Origin of the sequence: Stappia albiluteola, from assembly GCF_014050225.1 — a bacterium.
GTDB classification, from domain to species: domain Bacteria; phylum Pseudomonadota; class Alphaproteobacteria; order Rhizobiales; family Stappiaceae; genus Hongsoonwoonella; species Hongsoonwoonella albiluteola.
In genome coordinates, this window is sequence record NZ_JACFXV010000052.1 from 1 (window position 1) to 18,774 (window position 18,774).

The 18,774-nt window shown below is 63.1% G+C and carries 14 protein-coding genes and 1 tRNA gene; all 15 read right to left on the reverse strand.

Going from position 1 to position 18,774, the window contains the following annotated elements; translation table 11 throughout:
* Position 1: 1 nt before the first annotated feature.
* The 15 genes from tuf (H2509_RS10300) to tuf (H2509_RS10370) all read right to left on the reverse strand — a co-directional run bounded on the left by tuf (H2509_RS10300) (position 2) and on the right by tuf (H2509_RS10370) (position 18,771).
* Positions 2-1,177, reverse strand: coding sequence for an elongation factor Tu (gene tuf, locus H2509_RS10300; RefSeq protein ID WP_182164923.1), 1,176 nt, complete (start codon positions 1,175-1,177; stop codon positions 2-4).
* 51 nt (positions 1,178-1,228) lie between these two features.
* Positions 1,229-3,304 carry an elongation factor G gene (gene fusA / locus H2509_RS10305; protein WP_182164925.1) on the reverse strand — a complete coding sequence of 692 codons (2,076 nt, stop codon included), beginning with the start codon at positions 3,302-3,304 and terminating at the stop codon, positions 1,229-1,231.
* A 23-nt stretch (positions 3,305-3,327) separates the two neighbouring features.
* On the reverse strand, positions 3,328-3,798 hold the full coding sequence (gene rpsG, locus H2509_RS10310; RefSeq protein ID WP_182164927.1) for a 30S ribosomal protein S7: 471 nt from the start codon (positions 3,796-3,798) through the stop codon (positions 3,328-3,330).
* A gap of 12 nt (positions 3,799-3,810) precedes the next feature.
* Positions 3,811-4,182 (reverse strand): 30S ribosomal protein S12, encoded by a 372-nt coding sequence (rpsL, locus tag H2509_RS10315; protein WP_182164929.1) that lies wholly within the window; start codon positions 4,180-4,182, stop codon positions 3,811-3,813.
* 518 nt (positions 4,183-4,700) lie between these two features.
* Positions 4,701-5,000: a regulator gene (locus H2509_RS10320; RefSeq protein WP_182164931.1), complete on the reverse strand. Its 300-nt coding sequence runs from the start codon at positions 4,998-5,000 to the stop codon at positions 4,701-4,703.
* 257 nt (positions 5,001-5,257) lie between these two features.
* Positions 5,258-9,457: a DNA-directed RNA polymerase subunit beta' gene (gene rpoC, locus H2509_RS10325; protein ID WP_182164933.1), complete on the reverse strand. Its 4,200-nt coding sequence runs from the start codon at positions 9,455-9,457 to the stop codon at positions 5,258-5,260.
* Between the two features lie 102 nt (positions 9,458-9,559).
* On the reverse strand, positions 9,560-13,702 hold the full coding sequence (gene rpoB / locus H2509_RS10330; RefSeq protein ID WP_182164935.1) for a DNA-directed RNA polymerase subunit beta: 4,143 nt from the start codon (positions 13,700-13,702) through the stop codon (positions 9,560-9,562).
* A gap of 229 nt (positions 13,703-13,931) precedes the next feature.
* Positions 13,932-14,309, reverse strand: a complete 378-nt coding sequence (gene rplL, locus H2509_RS10335; protein ID WP_182164937.1) for a 50S ribosomal protein L7/L12 — start codon at positions 14,307-14,309, stop codon at positions 13,932-13,934.
* Between the two features lie 60 nt (positions 14,310-14,369).
* Positions 14,370-14,888 carry a 50S ribosomal protein L10 gene (rplJ, locus tag H2509_RS10340; protein WP_182164939.1) on the reverse strand — a complete coding sequence of 173 codons (519 nt, stop codon included), beginning with the start codon at positions 14,886-14,888 and terminating at the stop codon, positions 14,370-14,372.
* Between the two features lie 321 nt (positions 14,889-15,209).
* Positions 15,210-15,905: a 50S ribosomal protein L1 gene (gene rplA, locus H2509_RS10345; protein ID WP_182164941.1), complete on the reverse strand. Its 696-nt coding sequence runs from the start codon at positions 15,903-15,905 to the stop codon at positions 15,210-15,212.
* A 4-nt stretch (positions 15,906-15,909) separates the two neighbouring features.
* Positions 15,910-16,338: a 50S ribosomal protein L11 gene (gene rplK / locus H2509_RS10350; protein ID WP_182164943.1), complete on the reverse strand. Its 429-nt coding sequence runs from the start codon at positions 16,336-16,338 to the stop codon at positions 15,910-15,912.
* A 200-nt stretch (positions 16,339-16,538) separates the two neighbouring features.
* Positions 16,539-17,069: a transcription termination/antitermination protein NusG gene (gene nusG, locus H2509_RS10355; RefSeq protein ID WP_182164945.1), complete on the reverse strand. Its 531-nt coding sequence runs from the start codon at positions 17,067-17,069 to the stop codon at positions 16,539-16,541.
* Between the two features lie 34 nt (positions 17,070-17,103).
* Positions 17,104-17,301, reverse strand: a complete 198-nt coding sequence (secE, locus tag H2509_RS10360; RefSeq protein ID WP_182164947.1) for a preprotein translocase subunit SecE — start codon at positions 17,299-17,301, stop codon at positions 17,104-17,106.
* A gap of 104 nt (positions 17,302-17,405) precedes the next feature.
* Positions 17,406-17,481: transfer RNA gene (locus tag H2509_RS10365), tRNA-Trp, on the reverse strand.
* Between the two features lie 114 nt (positions 17,482-17,595).
* The gene (gene tuf / locus H2509_RS10370; RefSeq protein WP_182164923.1) at positions 17,596-18,771 is read right to left on the reverse strand and encodes an elongation factor Tu; all 1,176 of its coding nucleotides are present in this window, start codon (positions 18,769-18,771) and stop codon (positions 17,596-17,598) included.
* Positions 18,772-18,774: the final 3 nt, after the last annotated feature.

Genomic DNA, 18,774 nt, shown 5'->3' on the forward strand with positions numbered 1-18,774 from the left:
ATTACTCGATGATCTGTGCGACGACGCCGGCACCGACGGTGCGGCCGCCTTCACGGATGGCGAAACGCAGGCCTTCTTCCATGGCGATCGGCACGATCAGCGTGACCGTCACGGACACGTTGTCGCCCGGCATCACCATCTCCGTGCCCTCGGCCAGTTCCACCACGCCCGTCACGTCGGTCGTGCGGAAGTAGAACTGAGGACGGTAGTTGGTGAAGAACGGCGTATGACGGCCACCCTCTTCCTTCGTCAGGATGTAGGCTTCCGCCTTGAACTTCGTATGCGGCGTCACCGAGCCCGGCTTGCACAGCACCTGGCCGCGCTCAACGTCCTCGCGGCCGATGCCGCGAAGCAGCGCGCCGATGTTGTCGCCCGCCTCGCCCTGGTCGAGCAGCTTGCGGAACATCTCAACGCCCGTCACCGTCGACTTCTGCGTGTCGCGGATACCCACGATTTCCACTTCCTCGCCGACCTTCACCACGCCGCGCTCGACGCGCCCCGTCACCACCGTACCGCGGCCGGAAATCGAGAACACGTCCTCGATCGGCATCAGGAACGGCAGGTCGCGCGGACGCTCAGGCGTCGGGATGTAGTCGTCAACCGCCTTCATCAGTTCGGCGATCTTCTGCGTGCCGATCGCCTCGTCACGGCCTTCCAGCGCCGCAAGCGCCGAGCCGGCAACGATCGGAATGTCGTCGCCCGGGAAGTCGTAGGACGACAGGAGCTCGCGCACCTCGACCTCGACCAGCTCCAGCAGCTCCGGATCGTCGACCTGGTCAACCTTGTTCATGAACACGACCAGCGCCGGCACGCCGACCTGGCGGGCAAGCAGGATGTGCTCGCGCGTCTGCGGCATCGGGCCGTCGGCCGCCGAAACAACCAGGATCGCGCCGTCCATCTGCGCCGCGCCCGTGATCATGTTCTTCACGTAGTCGGCGTGGCCCGGGCAGTCCACGTGGGCGTAGTGACGCGCTTCCGTCTCGTACTCCACATGCGCCGTCGAGATCGTGATGCCGCGAGCTCGCTCTTCCGGCGCCGAGTCGATCTGGTCATACGCCTTGAACTCGCCGTACTGCTTCGTGATCGCAGCCGTCAGCGTCGTCTTGCCATGGTCAACGTGACCAATCGTGCCAATGTTCACATGCGGCTTGTTGCGCGCAAATTTCTCTTTCGCCATCGGATTTCTCCGCTTCTATCCAATTCTGACTGAACGCTTTGCGGCGTCCGCTTAGGCGTATTTGGCCTGCACTTCATCCGCGACGGCCTGCGGCACCTGCTCGTAGTGGTCGAACACCATCGAGTACTGCGCGCGGCCCTGCGACATGGAACGCAGGTTGTTCACGTAGCCGAACATGTTGGCCAGCGGGACCATGGCGGTAATGACCGTCACGATGCCACGGTTCTCCGTTCCGGAGATCTGGCCGCGGCGGGAGTTCAGGTCGCCGATCACGTCGCCCATGTAGTCCTCGGGCGTCACGACTTCGACCTTCATGATCGGCTCAAGCAGCTTGGGAGCAGCCTTTGCGATCGCCTCGCGGAAACCGGCACGGGCCGCGATCTCGAACGCCAGCACGCTGGAGTCCACGTCGTGGTAGGCACCGTCGATAAGCGCAGCCTTGATGTCGACCATCGGGAAGCCGGCGAGCGGACCCGAGCTCATGACGCTCTCGATGCCCTTGTTGACGCCGGGGATGTACTCCTTCGGCACCGCGCCGCCGACGATCTTGCTCTCGAAGGCATAGCCGGCGCCGACTTCGTTCGGCTCGATCACCAGCTTCACGCGGGCAAACTGGCCCGTGCCGCCGGTCTGCTTCTTGTGGGTGTAGTCCACCTCGGCAGTCTTGGTGATCGTCTCGCGGTAGGCAACCTGCGGCGCGCCGATATTCGCCTCGACCTTGAACTCGCGACGCATGCGGTCGACGATGATGTCGAGGTGAAGCTCGCCCATGCCGGCGATGATCGTCTGGCCCGATTCCTCGTCGGTCTTGACGCGGAACGACGGATCCTCGGAAGCCAGGCGGTTGAGCGCGAGGCCCATCTTTTCCTGGTCGGCCTTGGTCTTGGGCTCCACCGCGATCTCGATGACCGGATCCGGGAATTCCATGCGCTCGAGGATGACCGGCTTGGCGGCATCGCAAAGCGTATCGCCCGTGGTGGTATCCTTCAGGCCGGCAATAGCGACGATGTCGCCCGCATAGGCCACATCGATGTCCTCACGCGCATTGGCGTGCATCTGCATCATGCGGCCGACGCGCTCTTTCTTCTCCTTGACGGTGTTGAGCAGGGTGACACCCTTGTTCAGCACGCCGGAGTAGATGCGGCAGAAGGTCAGCGAACCGACGAACGGGTCGTTGGCGATCTTGAAGGCGAGAAGCGAAAGCGGCTGCTCGTCGCCGGACTTGCGGACGGTCTCGGCTTCGGTCTTCGGGTCGATACCGCGGATGTCCGGCACTTCGACCGGGCTCGGCAGGAAGTCGACGACGCCGTCCAGAAGCGGCTGAACGCCCTTGTTCTTGAAAGCCGAGCCGCAGAAGATCGGCACGAACAGGCTTTCGATCGTGCCCTTGCGGATCAGCGCCTTCAGGCCGTCGACGTCGGGCTCGACACCCTCGAGATAGGCTTCGAGAGCCGCTTCGTCGGCCTCGACCGCCGTCTCGATCATCTTGTCGCGGAATTCCTGCGCCCTGTCGGCGAGGTCGGCCGGGATCTCGACTTCATCCCACTGAGCGCCCAGGCTCTCGTCGCGCCAGATCAGCGCCTTCATGGAGATGAGATCGACAACGCCCTTGAATTCGCTTTCGGCACCGACCGGCAGCTGAAGAACGAGAGGACGCGCACCCAGACGGGATTCGACCATTTCCACGCAGCGGTAGAAATCGGCGCCGAGCTTGTCCATCTTGTTGACGAAGATCATGCGCGGCACGTGGTACTTGTCCGCCTGGCGCCACACGGTCTCGGTCTGCGGCTCGACGCCGGCATTGGCGTCAAGCAGGGCGACCGCGCCGTCGAGCACGCGCAGGGAACGCTCCACCTCGATGGTGAAGTCGACGTGGCCCGGGGTGTCGATGATGTTGAGGCGCTTCTCTTTCCAGAAAGCGGTCGTCGCGGCGGAAGTGATCGTGATGCCGCGCTCCTGCTCCTGCTCCATCCAGTCCATGGTGGCAGCGCCGTCATGAACTTCGCCAATCTTGTGGCTCTTGCCGGTGTAATAGAGGATCCGCTCGGTCGTCGTCGTCTTGCCCGCATCGATGTGGGCCATGATGCCGAAGTTGCGGTAGTCCTCGATTTTGTGGGTGCGCGACATAACGTCAGCCTCTTCGAGTACTTTTACCAGCGGTAATGCGAGAACGCGCGGTTCGCATCGGCCATGCGATGCGTGTCTTCACGCTTCTTCACCGCGGTGCCACGGTTGTTGGCCGCATCCAGCAGTTCGCCGGACAGACGGTCGACCATGGTGGTTTCGTTGCGGTTGCGGGCGGCAGAAATCAGCCAACGGATCGCCAGGGCCTGGCGGCGCTCGGAGCGCACCTCGACCGGCACCTGGTAGGTGGCGCCACCGACGCGACGGGAACGAACCTCAACCTGCGGCATCACGTTGTCGAGCGCCGCATGGAACACGTCGAGCGGGTTCTGCTTGGTCTTGCCCTCGATCACATCGAAAGCGCCGTAAACGATGCTTTCGGCGACGGACTTCTTTCCGTCGTACATGATCGAGTTCATGAACTTGGTGATAACAACGTCCCCGAACTTCGGGTCCGGAATGATTTCTCGCTTTTCAGCGCGATGACGACGCGACATCTTGAGCGCTCCTTACTTCGGCCGCTTGGCGCCGTACTTCGAACGGCGCTGCTTACGATCCTTCACGCCCTGCGTGTCGAGCACGCCGCGGATGATGTGATAGCGCACGCCCGGAAGGTCCTTCACGCGGCCGCCGCGGATCATCACAACCGAGTGCTCCTGGAGGTTATGCCCCTCACCCGGGATGTAACCGATCACTTCATAGCCGTTGGTCAGGCGGATCTTCGCAACCTTACGAAGAGCCGAGTTCGGCTTCTTCGGCGTCGTCGTATAGACGCGCGTGCAAACGCCACGCTTCTGCGGGCAGGCCTCCATGGCCGGAACCTTGTTCCGCTTCGGCGGATCCTTCCGCGGCTTGCGGATCAGCTGGTTGATGGTCGGCATTCTTTGCCCTTCACCTTGGTTCGTCTCACCGGCCGCAGCACCTTCCGAACATACGGAATCGCGCCTCAATCCACGTCGATCACGTGGAAGGCGCTGCGAAAACCAGAGGATCACCGGCCCGGCCGGCGATCATGAAATCGACATTTATTCGCCTATAGACCCGGCAGCGTCTAAGCACTTTGGTTCCGACACGAGCGGTCTCGGAACAGGTCAGCGATTACCGCCTGCCTTCGGGATGCGCGGAACCTATCCATCGCCCCTGTTCCCGTCAAGGGAAAGTTCGAAAATTCTTTGCTTCCCGCGCCTTTTCGGCTCCCGATCGGGGATGAAAGAGGTCCGGCCGGCGGCATCGCGCAAGATTCCGAAAGTTTCCGGCAGCGGGAGCGACGAAAATTATCTGCGCCGCGATCCGTCCGGATATGAAGACCAGGTTAACGGGCGCAGAACAATCATCGCTATTTCGCCGGGCGATTCCCCGGCCGGACCGACTGGGGAATCGGCGGGTGATTCCAGTCCGCTCAATCGCGGAAGGCGATAACGGCGACATTCCCCTCCAGTGCGTCGGCATATGCGGACTGGTAGGTCGGATCGTCAGGCTCCTCGGTCAGCACGCCGATCTGGTCGAGCTCCGCCTCGACATATCCTTCCTCCGAAAGCGTCTGGAGGGAGATGCGGACGGCGCTGTCGTCATCGGCGGCCTGCAGGATGATATTGACCGGTATGGCGGCATCCTTGCCTCCGCCCGGCTGTTCCCAGACGCGCCCGACAAGAATGAAGATCGTCGGCTCGTCCGCCGGCCCGCTATCGAATTCCGTCATCGTTCTTCTCCTGGATTCTGGACTGCTCTTGGAGGGTGGCTGCCGGTGCAGCCCTCGCTTCGTTTCGGCATTCTTCAAGCAAAAAGGGCCGCTCGACGGCGGCCCTCTTCCGGTTTCATGCATTACCCGTCGACTGACCGGGCTGCGCCTAGCGCATATCCCGCCTAATCTGAATCGGATTTGGCGACAAGGATATGCTCAAAGCATTGATCCTGGAGCGATTTCTTGATCCACGAAAGCGCTCCAGCGCCAGGCCATCAACCGTGCGAACCGCTCATGTCCTCAAGCATCGCATCCGCCTCATCCACATTGGAAGAGGCACGGCGCGCCTCGAGGATGAGCTCGTCGCGACGCTGGGCGACCTGGCGGATACGGTTCATCATGCCGCCCGTCCCGGCCGGGATCAGGCGGCCGACGATGACGTTTTCCTTCAGGCCGACCAGCGGGTCGATCTTGCCGTTGACCGCCGCTTCCGTGAGCACGCGTGTCGTCTCCTGGAACGACGCGGCCGAGAAGAAGGAGCGCGTCTGCAGCGAGGCCTTCGTGATGCCGAGCAGCACCGGCACGGCCTGTGCCGGCGTGCGGGCGTTGTCGATCGTCTTCTCGTTGATGGCGTCGAACTCGATCTTGTCGATCTGCTCGCCCGAGAAGAGCTCCGTTTCGCCCGGATCGGTCACTTCGACCTTCTGCAGCATCTGGCGAACGATCACCTCGATGTGCTTGTCGTTGATGACCACGCCCTGCAGTCGGTAGACTTCCTGGATCTCGTTGACGAGGTAAGCCGCCAGCGCTTCCACGCCCTTGACCGCCAGGATGTCGTGCGGCGCCGGGTTGCCGTCGAGGATGTACTCGCCCTTTTCGATGACGTCGCCTTCCTGCAGATGGAAGTGCTTGCCCTTCGGGATGAGATACTCGATCGGCTCGAGGCTCGTGTCGTGCGGCTCGATGATGATCCGGCGCTTGTTCTTGTAGTCGCGGCCGAAGCGGATCGTGCCGTCGATCTCGGCGATGATGGCATGATCCTTCGGGCGGCGAGCCTCGAAGAGTTCAGCCACCCTCGGCAGACCGCCGGTGATGTCCTTGGTCTTGGCGCTTTCGAGCGGAATACGTGCAAGCACGTCGCCCGCCTTCACCTCTTCGCCCGGCTGGACGGACAGGATCGCATCGACCGAAAGCAGCGTACGGGCGTCGCCGCCACGCGGCAGCTTGACGATCTCGCCGCTCTTGTTCTTGACGACGATTGCCGGCTTCAGGTCCTGGCCGCGCTGCGACGTACGCCAGTCGATAACGACGCGCTTGGTGATACCCGTCGCCTCGTCCGTCGTCTCCTGCACGGAGGCGCCATCCACGAGATCCTCGGTGTCCGCCACGCCGTCCACCTCGGTGAGGATCGGGCGGGTGTAGGGATCCCATTCGGCCACGCGCTGGCCGCGCTTCATCGTGTCGCCCTCGTCCACGTGGACGCGGGCACCATACGGAATACGATGGACGGCGCGCTCGTGACCTTCGGCGTCGACGATCACGATGGCCATGTTGCGGGCCATGGCGATCATGTTGCCGTCGGAGTCGCGAACCATGTTGCGGTTGCGAACCTTCACCGTGCCTTCGAAGTTGGATTCCACGAAGGAGCTGTCGACCACCTGCGCCGTGCCGCCGATGTGGAACGTGCGCATGGTGAGCTGGGTGCCCGGCTCGCCGATCGACTGGGCGGCGATGACGCCGACCGCCTCGCCGATATTGACCGGGGTACCGCGCGCCAGATCGCGACCGTAGCAGGTGCCGCAGACGCCCGTCTGGGTCTGGCAGGTCAGCACCGAGCGGATCTTGATCGCCTGGATCTTGGCCGCCTCGATGACCTCGACATCCTTCTCCTCGATCATGCGGCCGCGCGGCACGATGATCTCGCCCGTCTGCGGATGGACGACATCCTCCGCGGCCGTTCTTCCCAGAACGCGCATGCCGAGCGTCGCGATGACGTTGCCGGCGTCGATGATCGGCTGGACGGTGATGCCGCCTTCCGAACCGCAATCCACTTCGAGGATGATGGAATCCTGCGCGACATCGACCAGACGACGGGTGAGATAACCCGAGTTCGCCGTCTTGAGCGCGGTGTCGGCCAGGCCCTTGCGGGCACCGTGTGTCGAGTTGAAGTACTCAAGCACCGACAGGCCTTCCTTGAAGTTCGAGATGATCGGGTTCTCGATGATCTCGCCCGACGGCTTGGCCATCAGGCCGCGCATGCCGGCAAGCTGCTTCATCTGGGCCGGCGAACCGCGGGCGCCGGAATGCGACATCATATAGACCGAGTTGATCGGCTTCTGACGTCCCGTCTCCTCGTCCTTCTGGACGGCCGAGATGCGCTTCATCATCTCGTCGGCGACACGGTCGGTGCACTTGGCCCAGGCGTCGACGACCTTGTTGTACTTCTCGCCCTGGGTGATCAGGCCGTCATTGTACTGCTGCTCGTATTCCTTGACCATTTCGGCGGTCTCGGAGACCAGGCCCGTCTTGGTATCCGGAATCACCATGTCGTCCTTGCCGAACGAAATGCCGGCGCGGCAGGCATGCGTGAAGCCGAGGCCCATGATGCGGTCGCAGAAGATGACCGTCTCCTTCTGGCCGCAGGCGCGGTAGACGGTGTCGATCATCTTGGAGATGTCCTTCTTCGTCATCAGCCTGTTGCAGGCGTCGAAGGGGACTTCGTGGTGCTTCGGCAGGAGCTCGCCGATGATCATGCGGCCCGGGGTCGTCTCGTAGATATTGGACGTCGGGTTGCCCTCGGCATCCACCGAGCGGAAACGGCCGCGGATCTTGGTGTGCAGCGTGATCGCCTTGGTCTCCAGCGCATGGTGCAATTCGCCCATGTTACCGAAAGCCATGCCCTCGCCGGGCTCGCCGTCCGCCATGATGGAAAGGTAGTAGAGGCCGAGGACGATATCCTGGCTCGGCACGATGATCGGGCCGCCGTTCGCCGGGTGCAGGATGTTGTTCGTCGACATCATCAGCGTGCGCGCTTCAAGCTGGGCTTCCAGCGACAGCGGCACGTGTACCGCCATCTGGTCGCCGTCGAAGTCGGCGTTGAAGGCCGAGCAGACGAGCGGGTGCAACTGGATGGCCTTGCCCTCGATCAGCGTCGGCTCGAAGGCCTGGATGCCGAGGCGGTGCAGCGTCGGTGCGCGGTTCAGCAGCACCGGATGCTCGCGGATCACCTCGTCGAGGATATCCCAGACCTCCGGACGCTCCTTCTCCACCAGCTTCTTCGCCTGCTTGACGGTCGAGGAGAAGCCCTTGGCGTCGAGGCGCGAATAGATGAACGGCTTGAACAGTTCCAGCGCCATCTTCTTCGGCAGGCCGCACTGATGCAGCTTCAGTTCCGGGCCCACGGTGATAACCGAACGGCCGGAATAGTCGACGCGCTTGCCGAGCAGGTTCTGGCGGAAGCGGCCCTGCTTGCCCTTCAGCATGTCGGAAAGCGACTTCAGCGGACGCTTGTTGGCGCCCGTGATGACGCGGCCGCGGCGGCCGTTGTCGAACAGCGCGTCGACGGCTTCCTGCAGCATGCGCTTTTCGTTGCGGATGATGATGTCCGGCGCACGCAGCTCGATCAGCCGCTTCAGGCGGTTGTTGCGGTTGATCACGCGGCGATAGAGATCGTTCAGATCCGAAGTCGCGAAGCGGCCGCCGTCCAGCGGCACCAGCGGACGCAGATCCGGCGGGATCACCGGAACGACCGTCAGGATCATCCATTCCGGACGGTTGCCGGAATCGAGGAAGGCCTCGACGATCTTCAGCCGCTTGGCAAGCTTCTTCGGCTTCAGTTCCGTCGTAGCCTCGATGATCTCCTGGCGGATCTGATCGCGCTCCTTCTCGAGGTCGAGCGCCATCAGCATCTCGCGGATCGCTTCCGCGCCGATCATCGCCGTGAAGGCATCCTCGCCGTATTCGTCCTGGGCGCGGATATAGTCTTCTTCCGACAGGAGCTGGTTCTGCTTCAGCGGCGTCAGGCCCGGCTCGAGAACCACGTAGTTCTCGAAATAGAGAACCCGCTCAAGATCCTTGAGCGTCATGTCGAGCAGCAGGCCGATGCGGGACGGCAGCGACTTCAGGAACCAGATATGGGCGACGGGGGCCGCGAGCTCGATATGGCCCATGCGGTCGCGGCGCACGCGCGACAGCGTCACTTCCACGCCGCACTTCTCGCAGATGACGCCCTTGTACTTCATGCGCTTGTACTTGCCGCACAAGCACTCATAGTCCTTGATCGGGCCGAAGATACGAGCGCAGAACAAACCGTCGCGTTCCGGCTTGAACGTGCGGTAGTTGATCGTCTCCGGCTTCTTGATCTCGCCGTAGGACCAGGACAGGATCTTTTCCGGGCTGGCGATCGAGATCTTGATATGATCGAAGGTCTGCGCAGGAGCCTGTTGATTGAACAGGTTCATGACCTCATGATTCATGGGTTCTCTCCTTCAATGCGCGGACGGGGAGCGACGATTTCGTCGCGCTCCCCTTTGACCGGCATGCAGCATCTTTGGTCGCGGCGAACAGGCGGGTGAAAATCACTCCGCCGCATCCGCCGTCGGAAGGTCCTGTCCGATAGCCGGCTGGCTGTCGGTGTTCTGCAGTTCGACGTTGAGGCCGAGCGACCGCATTTCCTTGACGAGCACGTTGAAGCTCTCCGGAATGCCCGCCTCGAAGGTGTCGTCGCCGCGCACGATGGCCTCGTAGACCTTCGTGCGGCCCGCCACGTCGTCCGACTTGACGGTCAGCATTTCCTGCAGGGTGTACGCGGCGCCGTAAGCCTCGAGCGCCCACACCTCCATTTCGCCGAAGCGCTGGCCGCCGAACTGCGCCTTGCCGCCGAGCGGCTGCTGGGTGACCAGCGAGTACGGGCCGATCGAACGGGCGTGGATCTTGTCGTCCACAAGGTGATGCAGCTTCAGCATGTAGATGTAGCCGACAGTCACGTTGCGGTCGAAGGTCTCGCCGGTCCGGCCGTCGTACAGCGTCGACTGACCCGAGGCGTTGAGCCCGGCAAGTTCCAGCATGTCGACGATGTCCGGCTCGCGCGCGCCATCGAAGACCGGCGTGGCGATCGGCACACCCGTCTTGAGCTGATCGGCAAGGCGGACGATGGACTCATCGTCATAATCCTTGACCGGCTCGCCCTTCAGGTTGTCGCCGAAGACCTCGATGATCTTGCCCTTCAGCTCGTTGATCTCGCCGTTCCTGCGATACTGGTCGTAGAGCTCGCCGATACGCCTGCCCATGCCGGCGCAGGCCCAGCCCAGATGGGTTTCCAGGATCTGGCCGACGTTCATGCGGCTCGGCACGCCGAGCGGATTGAGCACGATATCGACATGGGTGCCGTCGCCAAGGAACGGCATGTCCTCGATCGGGTTGATCTTGGACACCACGCCCTTGTTGCCGTGACGGCCGGCCATCTTGTCGCCCGGCTGGATCTTACGCTTCACCGCGACGAAGACCTTGACCATCTTCATCACGCCCGGCGGCAGTTCGTCACCGCGCTGCAGCTTCTCCACCTTGTCGATGAAGCGCTGCTCGAGACGCTTGCGGCTTTCGTCATACTGCCCGCGCAGCGCCTCGACTTCGCTCATCAGGCGCTCGTCGTCGACGGCAAACTGCCACCACTGCGACCGCGGGTACTCGTTGAGAACGTCGCCGTTGACTTCGCTCTCCTTCTTGAACCCCTTCGGGCCGGCGACCGCGGTCTTGCCGAGAAGCATTTCCGCAAGGCGGCCATAGACGTTGCGGTCGAGGATCGCCTGCTCGTCGTCGCGGTCCTTGGCGAGACGCTCGATTTCCTCGCGCTCGATCGCCATGGCGCGCTCGTCCTTCTCCACGCCGTGGCGGTTGAAGACGCGCACTTCCACGATCGTGCCGGTGACGCCGGGCGGCAGGCGGAGCGAGGTGTCGCGAACGTCGGACGCCTTCTCGCCGAAGATGGCGCGCAGGAGCTTTTCTTCCGGCGTCATCGGGCTTTCGCCCTTCGGCGTGATCTTGCCGACGAGGATATCGCCCGGCTTCACTTCCGCGCCGATATAGACGATGCCCGCCTCGTCGAGGTTCTTCAGCGCCTCTTCCGAAACGTTCGGAATGTCGCGCGTGATTTCCTCCGGCCCGAGCTTCGTATCGCGGGCCATCACCTCGAATTCCTCAAGGTGGATCGAGGTGAAGACGTCGTCGCGCACGATCCGCTCGGACAGCAGGATCGAGTCCTCGAAGTTGTAGCCGTTCCAGGGCATGAAGGCGACGAGCACGTTGCGGCCAAGCGCAAGATCGCCCAGGTCCGTGGACGGACCGTCGGCGATGATGTCGCCCTTGTTCACGATGTCGCCCACGCGAACCAGCGGACGCTGGTTGATGCAGGTGTTCTGGTTCGAACGCTGGAACTTCTGCAGGCGGTAGATATCGACGCCCGACTTGGACGGATCGAGATCTTCCGTGGCGCGGACCACGATACGGGTGGCGTCGACCTGGTCGACCACACCCGCGCGGCGCGCACCGATGGCGGCACCGGAATCCCGCGCCACGATCGGTTCCATGCCGGTGCCGACGAACGGCGCCTCGGCGCGGACGAGCGGCACGGCCTGGCGCTGCATGTTCGAGCCCATGAGCGCGCGGTTGGCGTCGTCGTTCTCAAGGAAGGGGATGAGAGCGGCGGCAACCGACACGAGCTGCTTCGGCGACACGTCCATGAAGTCGACGCGATCCGGAGAGATCAGCTCGTTTTCACCCGCGAAACGGCAGGTGATCAGTTCGGACACGAAACGCCCGTCGTCGTCGATCTCGGCATTGGCCTGGGCGACGCGGTACTTCGCCTCTTCCATGGCGGAGAGGTAGACCACCTCGTTGGTGACGCGGCCGTCCTTCACCTTCCGGTACGGGCTTTCGATGAAGCCGTACTTGTTGACGCGCGCGAATGTGGCCAGCGAGTTGATCAGGCCGATATTCGGGCCTTCCGGCGTCTCGATCGGGCAGATACGGCCGTAATGCGTCGGATGCACGTCGCGCACCTCGAAGCCGGCGCGCTCGCGCGTCAGGCCGCCGGGCCCGAGCGCCGAAAGACGACGCTTGTGCGTGACTTCCGACAGCGGGTTCGTCTGATCCATGAACTGCGACAGCTGCGAGGATCCGAAGAACTCGCGCACCGCCGCCGCCGCCGGCTTGGCGTTGATCAGGTCCTGCGGCATGACCGTGTCGATCTCGACGGAGGACATGCGCTCCTTGATCGCGCGCTCCATGCGCAGAAGGCCGAGGCGGTACTGATTTTCCATCAGTTCGCCGACCGAGCGCACGCGACGATTGCCGAGATTGTCGATGTCGTCGATCTCGCCCTTGCCGTCGCGCAGTTCCACGAGCAGCTTGATGACCGCCAGGATGTCGTCCTTGCGCAGCGTGCGGACCGTGTCCTCGCATTCCAGGTCGAGGCGCATGTTCATCTTCACGCGGCCGACCGCCGACAGGTCGTAGCGTTCCGCATCGAAGAACAGCGATTCGAACATCGCCTCGGCCGTATCGACCGTGGGCGGCTCGCCCGGGCGCATCACCCGGTAGATGTCGAACAGCGCATCCTCGCGGGCTTCGTTCTTGTCGACCGCCAGCGTGTTGCGGATATAGGCGCCCGTATTGACGTGGTCGATATCGAGCACCGGAATCTCGTCGAAGCCACGCTCGGTCAGTTCGGCCAGCACCTTCTCGGTGATCTCGTCGCCCGCCTCGACATAGATCTCGCCGCTGGCGTGATCGACGATGTCCTCGGCGATGTACTGGCCGTGCAGATCCTCGTTCAGCACCTTGAGGGCGGTCACGCCCTTCTCGGTCAGCTGCTTGATCGTCCGCGCGGTGATCTTGCGCCCGGCCTCGACCACAACCTCGCCGCTGTCGGCGTCGATCAGGTCGTAGCCTGCCTTCGTGCCCTTCAGGCGGGCGCCGTCGAACGGCATCCGCCAGCTTGAGCCATCAAGCCGCGAATACTCGATGCGGTTGTAGAACGTGTTGAGGATCTGTTCGGAATCCAGGCCAAGCGCCATCAGCAGCGAGGTGACCGGGATCTTGCGCCGCCGATCGATGCGGGCATAGACGATGTCCTTGGCGTCGAATTCGATATCGAGCCAGGATCCGCGATACGGAATGATGCGGGCGGCGAAAAGCAGCTTGCCCGACGAATGGGTCTTGCCCTTGTCGTGATCGAAGAACACGCCGGGCGAGCGGTGCATCTGGGAGACGATGACGCGCTCGGTGCCGTTGACGACGAAGGTGCCGTTGTCCGTCATGAGCGGCATGTCGCCCATGTAGACGTCCTGCTCCTTGATGTCCTTCACCGACTTGGCGCCGGTATCCTCGTCGACATCGAACACGATCAGGCGCAGCTTGACCTTCAGGGGGGCGGCGAAATTCATGCCCCGCTGGCGGCATTCCTCAACGTCGTATTTCGGCGTCTCGAAGTCGTAGCGGACGAATTCCAGCAGCGACGTACCGGCGAAATCCGAAATCGGGAACACGGAGCGGAAAACCGCCTCCAGCCCCTCGTCCGGACGCCCGCCCTCGGGTTCATCAACCTGCAGGAACTGATCATATGAGGCCTTCTGGACCTCGATGAGGTTGGGCATCGCCGCGACTTCGCGGATGGATCCGTAGTACTTGCGGACCCTCTTGCGACCGTTGAACGTGTGCGCCATTGTCGCTCCTCGTATCGATCAGGTGACGGCTCTCCGAAAAGCCGGTCCGGTCAATCGGCCGGTTCGTCGCGACCTACCCTCACCGCCAGGGCATTTGCGACCGGGCCGGGAAGACCCTTCGGAGAACCGTCCCCCATTTGGGACGTATGCCCCGGATCGGGAAATCCCGCCGGGGTCCAGTAGGTTGCGGCCCCGGCGATCGCCGGAGCCGCATGGGCGGAAAGCCCTATTACTTGAGCTCGACCTTGGCGCCAGCTTCTTCCAGCTTCGCCTTGATCTGAGCCGCTTCGTCCTTGCCGACGCCTTCCTTGACCGGCTTCGGAGCGCCCTCGACCAGGTCCTTGGCTTCCTTGAGGCCAAGACCAGTGATCGCACGGACTTCCTTGATGACGTTGATCTTCTTGTCGCCTGCGGAGGCGAGGATCACGTCGAACTCGGTCTTCTCTTCAACAGCAGCGGCATCGCCACCACCGGCAGCCACAGCCGCAACGGCGACCGGAGCAGCCGCGGAGACGCCCCACTTCTCTTCGAGCATCTTGGACAGCTCAGCAGCCTCGAGGACCGTGAGCGCGGACAGTTCATCAACAAGCTTAGCGAGATCAGCCATTTCTCTCGTACCTTCTGGTTCGAACCATAGTTGGTTTCGACAGTGTTTCGTTTTTCCGCCTTATGCGGCTTCGTCCTTCTTGGCATACGCGCCGAAGACGCGGGCAAGCTGCCCGGCCGGAGCGTTGACAACCTGAGCGATGCGGGTGGCGGGCGTCTGGATCATGCCCACCAGCTTTGCCCTGAGCTCGTCGAGCGACGGCAGGGTTGCGAGCGCCTTGACGCCCTCCGCATTCAGGTTCTGCCGACCCAGGGCGCCGCCAAGGATGACAAGCTTGTCATTGGCCTTGGCGAATTCCACGGCAACCTTCGGAGCTGCAACCGGATCGTCCGAGAAGACGAGTACGGTCGGGCCCTTGAAAAGGTCGGCCATGTGATCAAGGTCGGTGCCTTGAAGGGCAAGCTTGACAAGGCGGTTCTTCGCGACCTTGACGGTCCCGCCGGCATCGCGCACACGCGACCGGAGGGCCGTCATCTGCGCAACCGAAAGGCCCGCATAGTGCGCCACGACGACAACGCCGGTGTTCGCGAACACCTCGTTGAGCGACGCAACGAACTCGCGCTTTTCCGCTCTTTCCACTTGCCTTCTCCAATTTGACGGCGAAGATCGCCGTCGATTTGTCTTTGCCGCGAGCGGTTCCGGAGAACCAGCCTGCGACGCCGAGGTTCCTGCCCCCTCGTCCGCTTTTCGCGGCAAGGACAAACGGTTCGAACCATCCTTGCCAGCCCTGGAGCTGGAAAATCCGGTTCCGACCCGTCTATGCAGGCCCGCTTGATGGGCTTAAGCCCCGCCTCCCCCTGAGGATCGGCGGAACACCTGCAGTCTCGGACAGGGCAGCCCGTTCATGCGAACGGACCGATCCGCCCGGCCGAAGGAGCCGGGCGGAATTCTTCTGGCCGCTTACGCGGTGACCGAAGCCAGGTCGATCTTGAGGCCGGGGCCCATCGTCGAGGACAGGGCCAGGCGCTTCAGATAGGTACCCTTGGCACCGGCCGGCTTGGCCTTGACGACCGCATCGACCAGGGCCTTCAGGTTCTCGCCGAGCTGGGCCTCGCTGAAGGAGACCTTGCCGACGCCGGCATGCACGATACCGGCCTTCTCGACGCGGAACTGCACCGCGCCGCCCTTGGCGTCCTTCACGGCGGCCGCGACATCCGGGGTAACCGTGCCAACCTTCGGGTTCGGCATCAGGCCGCGCGGGCCGAGCACCTTGCCGAGACGGCCGACGAGCGGCATCATGTCCGGCGTGGCGATGCAGCGATCGAAATCGATCTTGCCCGACTGGACTTCGTTCACCAGCTCTTCCGCGCCGACGAGGTCCGCACCTGCCGCCTTGGCTTCCTCGGCCTTGTCGCCGCGGGCGAACACGGCAACGCGCACGCTCTTGCCGGTGCCGTTCGGCAGCACGCAGACGCCACGCACCATCTGATCGGCGTGACGCGGGTCGACGCCGAGGTTGATGGCGACTTCGACCGTTTCGTCGAACTTCGCCGTGGCGCGCGCCTTGATGAGGCTCAGCGCCTCGTCCAGCGTGTAGAGCTTCGCGCGATCGATGCCCTCGCGGGCGGAGGCAATACGCTTTCCGACTTTAGCCATCGTCTTACTCCACCACCTCGAGGCCCATCGAACGAGCCGAGCCTTCGACCATGCGCATGGCGGCTTCGACGTCGGTGGCGTTCAGATCCTTCATCTTGGCGACCGCGATCTCGCGGACCTGCGACCTTGTCACCCGGCCGACCGTGCCGCGGCCCGGCGTCTTTGAGCCGGACTTCAGGCCCGAGGCCTTCTTGAGGAAAAAGCTCACCGGAGCCGTCTTCACTTCGAAGGTGAAGGACTTGTCGGAATAATAGGTAATGACGGTCGGGCACGGAGCGCCCTTCTCGGCATCCTGGGTCTGCGCGTTGAACGCCTTGCAGAACTCCATGATGTTGAGGCCGCGCTGACCGAGCGCGGGACCGATCGGGGGCGACGGCGTGGCGGAGCCGGCCGGCACCTGCAGCTTTATGTAGCCTGCGATTTTCTTCGCCATTCATGTCTCCTTGATGGCAACGCCGGAACGTTCCGGCTTCCAGGGAGTGGGTGGTCCGGCATTGACGACATCCGGCGATCCGATGCCAGCCTGCCTGCCACCCGCTTTTCGGGTCTTGCCCGTCCGGCCGCGCCTCCCGGTTTCCCGGCCGGCCGCGGACCGCGTCCAGCGCTTCGCGAATTGCTCCGCGGGCGCCCCGATCAGATCTTTTCGACCTGACCGTATTCCAGCTCGACCGGGGTCGCCCGACCGAAAATCGAAACCGCGACCTTGAGTCGGGCCCGCTCTTCGTCCACCTCTTCCACGTGGCCGGAAAAGGAAGCAAAGGGACCGTCGGCCACGCGAACCTGTTCGCCGACCTCGAAGCTGACCGACGGCTTCGGGCGCTCGACGCCTTCCTGCACCTGGTGCAGGATGCGGTGCGCCTCGGCCTCCGAGATCGGCATCGGCTTCTGATCGGCTCCCAGGAAGCCCGTCACTTTCGGCGTGTTCTTGATCAGGTGATAGGCCTGATCGGTCATTTCCATCTTCACGAGCACGTAGCCGGGAAAGAACTTGCGCTCCGCGTCCACCTTGCGACCGCGCCGGACCTCCACGACCTTTTCGGTCGGCACGAGAATTTCGTCGAACAGTTCCTCAAGGCCCTGCTGCGACGCCTTCTCGCGGATTGCATCGGCTACCTTTTTCTCAAAGTTCGAATAGGCGTGGACGATATACCAGCGCTTGGCCATTGACCTCAGATCCGATTGTTTGTCAGGGCAGATATCAGCGACCAACGCCGAGCAGCAAACCCACTCCCCAGCCCATCAACTGATCAGCCAGGAGGAAAAAGATCGAGGCGATGAAAACCATAATGAAAACCATCACAGTGGTCACCGCGGTTTCTCGCCGCGTCGGCCAGGTGACCTTTGACACCTCCGAACGCACTTGCTGAATGAAGGAGAAAGGATTGGTTTTCGCCATTCCGCTGCCGACCTACTCACGACGTGCGGGCGCGTGGAAGGGTCCACGCGCCTCGCCCGAAAGCCCTAGTTAAAGCCTCTCGGCCTCGCGATCAAGAGCAAAAATGGCAGGGGCGGAGGGTCTCGAACCCCCGACCTGCGGTTTTGGAGACCGCCGCTCTACCAACTGAGCTACACCCCTGCAATCCGCGTCGAGCGGACCTTTTGCCTAGACTCCGCTCCGCTGAAGATCAAGCGAAATCGGAGGCATTTGCCGTCGCAGCCCTAGTGGGCCGCGACGGCGGAAAACGAGCAATTACTCGATGATCTGTGCGACGACGCCGGCACCGACGGTGCGGCCGCCTTCACGGATGGCGAAACGCAGGCCTTCTTCCATGGCGATCGGCACGATCAGCGTGACCGTCACGGACACGTTGTCGCCCGGCATCACCATCTCCGTGCCCTCGGCCAGTTCCACCACGCCCGTCACGTCGGTCGTGCGGAAGTAGAACTGAGGACGGTAGTTGGTGAAGAACGGCGTATGACGGCCACCCTCTTCCTTCGTCAGGATGTAGGCTTCCGCCTTGAACTTCGTATGCGGCGTCACCGAGCCCGGCTTGCACAGCACCTGGCCGCGCTCAACGTCCTCGCGGCCGATGCCGCGAAGCAGCGCGCCGATGTTGTCGCCCGCCTCGCCCTGGTCGAGCAGCTTGCGGAACATCTCAACGCCCGTCACCGTCGACTTCTGCGTGTCGCGGATACCCACGATTTCCACTTCCTCGCCGACCTTCACCACGCCGCGCTCGACGCGCCCCGTCACCACCGTACCGCGGCCGGAAATCGAGAACACGTCCTCGATCGGCATCAGGAACGGCAGGTCGCGCGGACGCTCAGGCGTCGGGATGTAGTCGTCAACCGCCTTCATCAGTTCGGCGATCTTCTGCGTGCCGATCGCCTCGTCACGGCCTTCCAGCGCCGCAAGCGCCGAGCCGGCAACGATCGGAATGTCGTCGCCCGGGAAGTCGTAGGACGACAGGAGCTCGCGCACCTCGACCTCGACCAGCTCCAGCAGCTCCGGATCGTCGACCTGGTCAACCTTGTTCATGAACACGACCAGCGCCGGCACGCCGACCTGGCGGGCAAGCAGGATGTGCTCGCGCGTCTGCGGCATCGGGCCGTCGGCCGCCGAAACAACCAGGATCGCGCCGTCCATCTGCGCCGCGCCCGTGATCATGTTCTTCACGTAGTCGGCGTGGCCCGGGCAGTCCACGTGGGCGTAGTGACGCGCTTCCGTCTCGTACTCCACATGCGCCGTCGAGATCGTGATGCCGCGAGCTCGCTCTTCCGGCGCCGAGTCGATCTGGTCATACGCCTTGAACTCGCCGTACTGCTTCGTGATCGCAGCCGTCAGCGTCGTCTTGCCATGGTCAACGTGACCAATCGTGCCAATGTTCACATGCGGCTTGTTGCGCGCAAATTTCTCTTTCGCCATCGG